Consider the following 6,281-nt stretch of genomic DNA (forward strand, 5'->3'; position numbering starts at 1 on the left):
GCGACCCCTCCCCGCACCGAATTCAGGCAGTGGCAACCACTGCGGTGAACACCAGTTCATCGGGGCTTGCGCTGTGATCGAGCGTCATTCCGCACTCCTCGGCCAGAAGCACCGCGTAGTAAGGCTGGATCGAATGGGCGTCGATCGCCTCCTCGATCGTGCCGGTCGAGATCTCGACGAACTTCGGCGGCAAACGCATCAGCTTGCCCTTCGCCGTCAGTTTGAACTTGGCGTCGAATTCGGGATTTTCGAGCGTCACCTCCAGCACGCCGCCGCGCGGAATGGAGGAATAGGCGACGAGGAAGAGGTTGAGCAGCAGCTTGACGCGGTTCTTGGCGACGATGGCGCGCGGCCCGTTCCAGATCACCTCGGTCTTCTTTTCGGCAAGCGCGAAATCCTTCGCCGCCCGCTCGGCTTCGCCGGTATCGATGGAGGCGCCGACGGAGCCGGACGCGCCGAAGGCAAGGCGGGCGAATTTCAGGCGGACGGAAGCGTTGAGCGCGCTCGTGCGGATCAGGTCCATGGCATCGGAATCGGCGCCGCCCTCATCCAGCAGTTCCAGGCCGTTGTTGATCGCGCCGACGGGCGAGATGACGTCGTGGCAAACGCGGCTGCAGAGAAGCGCGGCCAGATCCGGGCCGGACAGGGTAAGATTGGGGTTCTTGGACATCATCGTCTCCTGAGGGGCGGCAAGTTCATCGCGCCCGGAATTATGCTTCATCGAAATTGCGCGAAGTTTGCGATCGTATTCGGTGCCATAATGACACCATATTTGGTAAACCGATTGTTAAGATCATCGGCGCAAAATGCATCAATCGCCGCGAGCGCTTGCCGCTCACAGCCAAACGACGAACGGATGACACCATGCGCCATCGATTCCCGCGCCGATTCATCGGCTTCTGCAGGCTGCTTTCGGCCATCGTCTTCTCCACCTGGATGATTGCCGGGCCGGCCGCCGCTCAGGACAACAGCAAATACACGATGCAGGAAATCGTCGATACCGGCCACTCCTTCTTTGGCTCAGCCAGCGGCGGACTGGCTAAAGTCGTCGAAAGCGCCTTCCAGAAATACGGTCTGCCGAACGGCTATATCCTCGGACAGGAAGGCGGCGGCGCCTTCATCGCCGGTCTCACTTATGGCGAAGGCCAGCTGAACACCAAGAATGCCGGCGAACATCCGCTCTACTGGCAGGGCCCTTCCCTCGGCATAGATTACGGCGGCCAGGGCTCCCGCGTGATGATGCTGGTCTACGACCTGCCCACCGTCAATGGCATCTATGCGCGCTTCGGCGGCGTCAGCGGCTCGGCCTATGTGATCGCCGGCTTCGGCATGACCGTGCTGAAAAACAACGACGTGCTCGTCGTGCCGATCCGCACCGGCGTCGGCGCCCGCCTCGGCGTCAATGTCGGCTATCTCAAGATCACCAGCGCACCGACCTGGAACCCCTTCTGAACCGGCGAAACCGCAGCAAATGGCCGCCGTTCGCATCGGCGGCCTTGCGATATCTGCCATGCATGCTTAATCATCACGGTTGACCCTGTATTAACCTTCGAATCGATGGCCGCGCCGTGATCGAATATGCTCTGTTGTTCGGATTGGGCTTCCTGACCGCGGCCTTCCTCGTTTTTCTGGTTTCGCCCGCCGTCCATCGCCGCATCGTCTGGTACACCGAGAACCGGCTGAAGGCGACGATGCCGCTGAGCCCGCAGGAAGTGCGCGCCCAGAAGGATATGGTGCGCGCGCTCTATGCCGCCGAGAATGCCCGCACCGCCCAGGACCTTCTGCGCGAGCGCGAAAAATCCCTGTCGTTCCAGCTGCGCCACGACGCGCTTGCCGTCGATGCCGGAAGGCTTGCCGCCGAGATCAGCGAGTTGCAGGCGCAGATCGGCGAGATGCATGTCGAGGCGGCCGAGCAGCGCTCGCATCTGCGCAAGGACGAGAATTATATCAGCCAATTGAAGACCAACCTGCATATCGCCGAGCAATCCGTTGCCAATAAGGAGAGCGAGTTGGCGACGATGCGCACGCGGCTGAGCAAGCTCGGCGAACAGGCTGACGGGCTGAGGATCGACCTGGCGGCACGCGACACCGAGGCGGAAAGCTTGAAATTCCGCACCAACGCGCTGCGCGACGAACGCGACACGCTGCGCCAGGACGTCACCTTGCTGCAGAAGCGGGCAAAGGATGCCGAGCAGAAACTGACGCAGCAGCAGCATATGGTGATCCGCCTGGAGGACAAGGCCGCGCGCGAAAGCGCTTCCGCCGCCGAGAAGGAAACACAGCTCGCCCGCCGCCAACAGGAGATCGCCAAGTTGAAGGATCAGTTGAAGGCCGCCAATGCCGAGATCCGCAAGATCAACCGGGTGCTGCGCGATGCCGGCCTTGCCAAGATGGCGGCCGAACTGCCGGTGGAAATAACCGCCGAAGATGCAGCCGAATCCGCATTCGACACCGCCGCCATCGCCGCTGAGATGGGTGAGGATGTCCGCACGCGCAGTGCTGCCCTTGCCGAGCGCCTGCAGAAGGCAAAGACCGTGACCGGACGCGATGGCGCGATCCGCGAGGAGATCGCCTCGATCGCCGCCAACATGGTGGCGCTCACCGCGCTCAACGAAGGCCCTTCTTCGCCGATCCGAACGCTGCTGCCGGATGCCGGCAACACGGACCCGAACGACCGCGTCAGCCTTGCCGACAGGGCGGCCGCCATCATCGCCAATCCGGTGCGATAAGCTTCAGATCCGTCCCATGGCCGAGGCCATGGAAAACAGCGCGATCCCTGTCGCCGTCGCGGCGTTGAGGCTGTCGAGTTCGTCCGATTGCGGGATGCGTGCGCTCTGAAAGCGCGCGAGCAGCTCTTCCGGCAAGCCTTCCCCTTCCGTGCCGATGACCAGCGCCATACGCGCCGAGGCAGGAATCGCGCGGATGTCGGTCTGCCCGTGAGGCGAAAGCGTCCAGATGGCAAAGCCCCGCTCGGCAAGTGCTAGAAGCACATCCAGCGCCTTGCCGCCGCGCCGGTGCGGGACGCTCAGCACCGAACCGACCGAGACGCGCAGCGCCTTGCGATAAAGCGGATCGCAGGAGGTTTCGTCGAGCAGAATTGCATCCGCCCGGAAGGCGGCCGCATTGCGGAACATCGAACCGGCATTGTCGTGATTGGAGATGCCGCAGCCGACGAGCACCAGCGCCCGTTCCGGCAATGCCTCGAGAAGGGCAGCCTCGCCGCGGTCCTCTCGCCGCCCGAGGGCGAGAACCCCGCGATGCAGGTGAAAGCCGACGACGCCGTCGAGCACATCCGCCTCCGCGACATAGACCGGCACATCGGCCGGAAACCGCTCCAGGATGGGCTGCACGCCCCCGACGCGGTTGCTGAGCAGCAGGATCTTCTCGGCCGAGAAGCCGCGGCCGGCCGCGTGCGCCTCGGCGAGCATGCGCAGCACGACAGTGCCTTCGGCGATGAAACGGTTCTCCCGGCCCGTCAGGTCACGTTCGCGGATATCGCGGAATTCGGCGATGCGCGGGTCGGCGGCGCTGTCGATGACGATCGGGTCGGCCGCCATGCCAGCCTCAATTGCCAGCGACGGTGACGTCGGCGACGGTGCGGCCGGTCCTGAGATCGAGCACCAGCGCCTTTCTCTTGCCCTCGACGGTTTCGCCGTAGAACAGGATCTGCCCTGCCGAAAACGAAGTGGACTGCACCTTGAAGCCGAGCGGCAGGGAGACGGTCGCCGCAAGCGGCGCGTCCGAAGGCACGCCGGAGGCGCTGACGGCCGAGGCCGGCTCCTTCGGTTCGCTGCGCGTCACCTTGTAGACAACGGCACCGAAGACCGCCATAAGGCTCACGAACATGATGGCGCCGGAAACGATCTGCAGGCGGACCATCTTGCGCCGGACACTTTCCATCGCCGGATCAAGGGGCTTCTCTTCCTGGTCGTCTGGCTCGATTGCTGTCATCTGTGCGTTCCGTTCTAAAAATACGTCGGAGAAGAAGCGTCTTGAGCGACCCCTTTAAACAAGCAGCCGGCATTAGAAAAGTCCTGACAGCCGATGAAACCGCCGAAGGCCGGCTCGATGCCTGGCTGACGGCGCAGGTCGGCGAGGAGTTTTCCCGCAGCCGCATCAAGGCGCTCATCAAGGACGGCCAGGTTTCCATGCGCGGCCAGCCCGTCACCGATCCGCAGCGCAAGGTGCGCGCCGGCGACAGTTTCGAGATCACCCTGCCCGAGCCGGAGGATCCGACGCCGCAGGGCGAGAACATCCCGCTCGATATCCTATATGAGGACGAGGACCTCATCGTCATCTCCAAGCCCGCCGGCCTCGTCGTCCATCCCGCCGCGGGCAACTGGACGGGGACGCTGGTCAATGCCCTGATCCACCATTGCGGCGATACGCTTTCCGGCATCGGCGGCGTGCGCCGCCCCGGCATCGTCCACCGCCTCGACAAGGACACGACCGGCGTCATGGTCGTCGCCAAGAACGACATCGCCCACCGCCATCTCTCGCTTCAATTTGCCGACCACGGCCGCACCATGCCGCTGGAGCGGGCCTATCAGGCCGTCGTCTGGGGCCGGCCCCGCTCGCTGTCGGGCACGGTCGACGCACCGCTCGGCCGCGCCACCGGCGACCGCACCCGCCGCGCCGTCAAGCGCCCTGACAGTCACGACGCCGATGAGGCGATCACGCATTATCAGGTGATCGAGCGCTTCCAGGAGAACCCGGATGCCTCCGCGCTCGCCTCGCTGGTCGAGTGCCACCTGGAAACCGGCCGCACGCATCAGATCCGCGTCCACATGGCCCATATCGGCCATCCGCTGCTCGGCGATACGGTTTACGGCGCTGGCTTCAAGACCAAGGCCAATGCCATGCCCGAAGAGGTCCGCAAGGTCGTCAAAGGTTTCGACCGTCAGGCCCTGCATGCCTTCATGCTGCAGTTCGAGCATCCCCGCACCGGCGAGGTCATGCATTTCGAGACGCCACTGCCGGATGATATGGTCGGATTGATCGAGGCGCTGCGGGGATAAAGGGCATTCCTCGAAGCTCCGCTTCACCGCTCACACCTGCGTGAGCGGCTCCTTGAACCGCGCTTTTGCCATACTTATCTGTATATAGACTTAGTGCGGGCTTGGATAAAGCCGCACGTCCCGGTTTGCCTTTCTCGACGCGAGGGCGCGTTTCCATCGGGAACCGGAATCTATATCAGGAGGGTGCACTATGGCCCGAAATACCTTGCCGTCCATTACCGCCGGCGAAGCCGGTCTCAATCGTTATCTCGACGAAATCCGCAAGTTTCCCATGCTCGAACCGCAGCAGGAATACATGCTTGCGAAGCGCTATGCCGAACATGGCGACCGCGATGCCGCCCACAAGCTCGTCACCAGCCATCTTCGCCTCGTCGCGAAGATCGCAATGGGTTACCGCGGCTACGGCCTGCCGATCGGCGAAGTCGTCTCCGAGGGCAATGTCGGCCTGATGCAGGCCGTCAAGAAATTCGACGCGGAGCGCGGTTTCCGCCTCGCCACCTATGCCATGTGGTGGATCAAGGCCTCGATCCAGGAATATATCCTGCGGTCGTGGTCGCTGGTGAAGATGGGCACGACAGCCAACCAGAAGCGCCTGTTTTTCAACCTGCGCCGGCTGAAAGGCCGCATTCAGGCGATCGACGACGGCGATCTGAAGCCCGAGCACGTCTCGGAAATCGCCACGAAGCTGAATGTGTCGGAGGAGGAGGTCATCTCGATGAACCGCCGCCTCTCCGGCGACGCTTCGCTGAACGCGCCGATCAAGGCGGCCGAAGGCGACAGCGGCCAGTGGCAGGATTGGCTGGTGGACGACCACGACAGCCAGGAAGACGTGCTGATCGAACAGGATGAGCTCGAAACCCGCAGGCGCATGCTGGCGAAAGCCATGAGCGTGCTGAACGAACGCGAACGCCGCATCTTCGAGGCCCGCCGCCTCGCCGAGGATCCGGTCACGCTGGAAGACCTTTCGGCGGAATTCGACATCAGCCGCGAACGCGTCCGCCAGATCGAGGTCCGCGCCTTCGAAAAGGTCCAGGACGCCGTCCGCAAGGAAGCCCTGGAACGCGCCAAGGCCGTCCGCGTGGTCGAAGCTACGGCCTGATAGGGCTGAACTTAAGGATTGGAACGCCACCCCTCCGGCACGGACGGGTGGCGTTTCTGTTTCTACGGTTTGTAGAGAGTGCGTAAAGCTGTGGCTATGTTGGTCAAGCTCAGCAAATCAGGCGGTCCTGACGGGCACGCCGTGCGGCCCCCTTGCATGTTCAA

General features: G+C 63.3%; 7 protein-coding genes. 4 read left to right on the forward strand and 3 right to left on the reverse strand.

The annotated features are described in order from the left end of the window. Nucleotides 1-22 precede the first annotated feature (22 nt). A complete protein-coding gene (locus tag CO670_RS20710; protein WP_097591975.1) occupies nt 23-670 on the reverse strand; it encodes a histidine phosphotransferase family protein in 648 nt (215 codons plus the stop codon). Between the two features lie 194 nt (nt 671-864). On the opposite strand from CO670_RS20710, the gene CO670_RS20715 reads away from it, so the two are divergent. Both CO670_RS20715 and CO670_RS20720 read left to right on the forward strand, forming a co-directional pair. Then, nucleotides 865-1,452 carry an EipA family protein gene (locus tag CO670_RS20715; RefSeq protein ID WP_097591967.1) on the forward strand — a complete coding sequence of 196 codons (588 nt, stop codon included), beginning with the start codon at nt 865-867 and terminating at the stop codon, nt 1,450-1,452. A gap of 116 nt (nt 1,453-1,568) precedes the next feature. Then, nucleotides 1,569-2,729, forward strand: a complete 1,161-nt coding sequence (locus CO670_RS20720) for a hypothetical protein (protein ID WP_097591968.1) — start codon at nt 1,569-1,571, stop codon at nt 2,727-2,729. Between the two features lie 3 nt (nt 2,730-2,732). On the opposite strand, the gene CO670_RS20725 is transcribed toward CO670_RS20720, so the two are convergent. Together CO670_RS20725 and CO670_RS20730 are read right to left on the reverse strand one after the other, a co-directional pair. After that, a complete protein-coding gene (locus CO670_RS20725; protein WP_097591969.1) occupies nt 2,733-3,557 on the reverse strand; it encodes an RNA methyltransferase in 825 nt (274 codons plus the stop codon). Nucleotides 3,558-3,564: 7 nt separating this feature from the next. Next, nucleotides 3,565-3,951, reverse strand: coding sequence for a hypothetical protein (locus CO670_RS20730; protein WP_097591970.1), 387 nt, complete (start codon nt 3,949-3,951; stop codon nt 3,565-3,567). 41 nt (nt 3,952-3,992) lie between these two features. On the opposite strand from CO670_RS20730, the gene CO670_RS20735 reads away from it, so the two are divergent. Then, nucleotides 3,993-5,018 carry an RluA family pseudouridine synthase gene (locus CO670_RS20735; RefSeq protein ID WP_097591971.1) on the forward strand — a complete coding sequence of 342 codons (1,026 nt, stop codon included), beginning with the start codon at nt 3,993-3,995 and terminating at the stop codon, nt 5,016-5,018. Nucleotides 5,019-5,208: 190 nt separating this feature from the next. Further along, nucleotides 5,209-6,117, forward strand: a complete 909-nt coding sequence (gene rpoH, locus CO670_RS20740) for an RNA polymerase sigma factor RpoH (protein WP_088672805.1) — start codon at nt 5,209-5,211, stop codon at nt 6,115-6,117. Nucleotides 6,118-6,281: the final 164 nt, after the last annotated feature.

It is taken from the genome of Rhizobium sp. J15 (assembly GCF_002531825.1).
In the GTDB taxonomy this organism is placed as follows: Bacteria; Pseudomonadota; Alphaproteobacteria; order Rhizobiales; family Rhizobiaceae; genus Rhizobium.

What these genes read in the sequence shown, in the direction of transcription:
- CO670_RS20710 (WP_097591975.1), bottom strand. Translation starts at nt 670, where the DNA reads ATGTCCAAGAACCCCAATCTTACCCTGTCCGGCCCGGATCTGGCCGCG.
- CO670_RS20715 (WP_097591967.1), top strand. Translation starts at nt 865, where the DNA reads ATGCGCCATCGATTCCCGCGCCGATTCATCGGCTTCTGCAGGCTGCTT.
- CO670_RS20725 (WP_097591969.1), bottom strand. Translation starts at nt 3,557, where the DNA reads ATGGCGGCCGACCCGATCGTCATCGACAGCGCCGCCGACCCGCGCATC.
- CO670_RS20730 (WP_097591970.1), bottom strand. Translation starts at nt 3,951, where the DNA reads ATGACAGCAATCGAGCCAGACGACCAGGAAGAGAAGCCCCTTGATCCG.
- rpoH (WP_088672805.1), top strand. Translation starts at nt 5,209, where the DNA reads ATGGCCCGAAATACCTTGCCGTCCATTACCGCCGGCGAAGCCGGTCTC.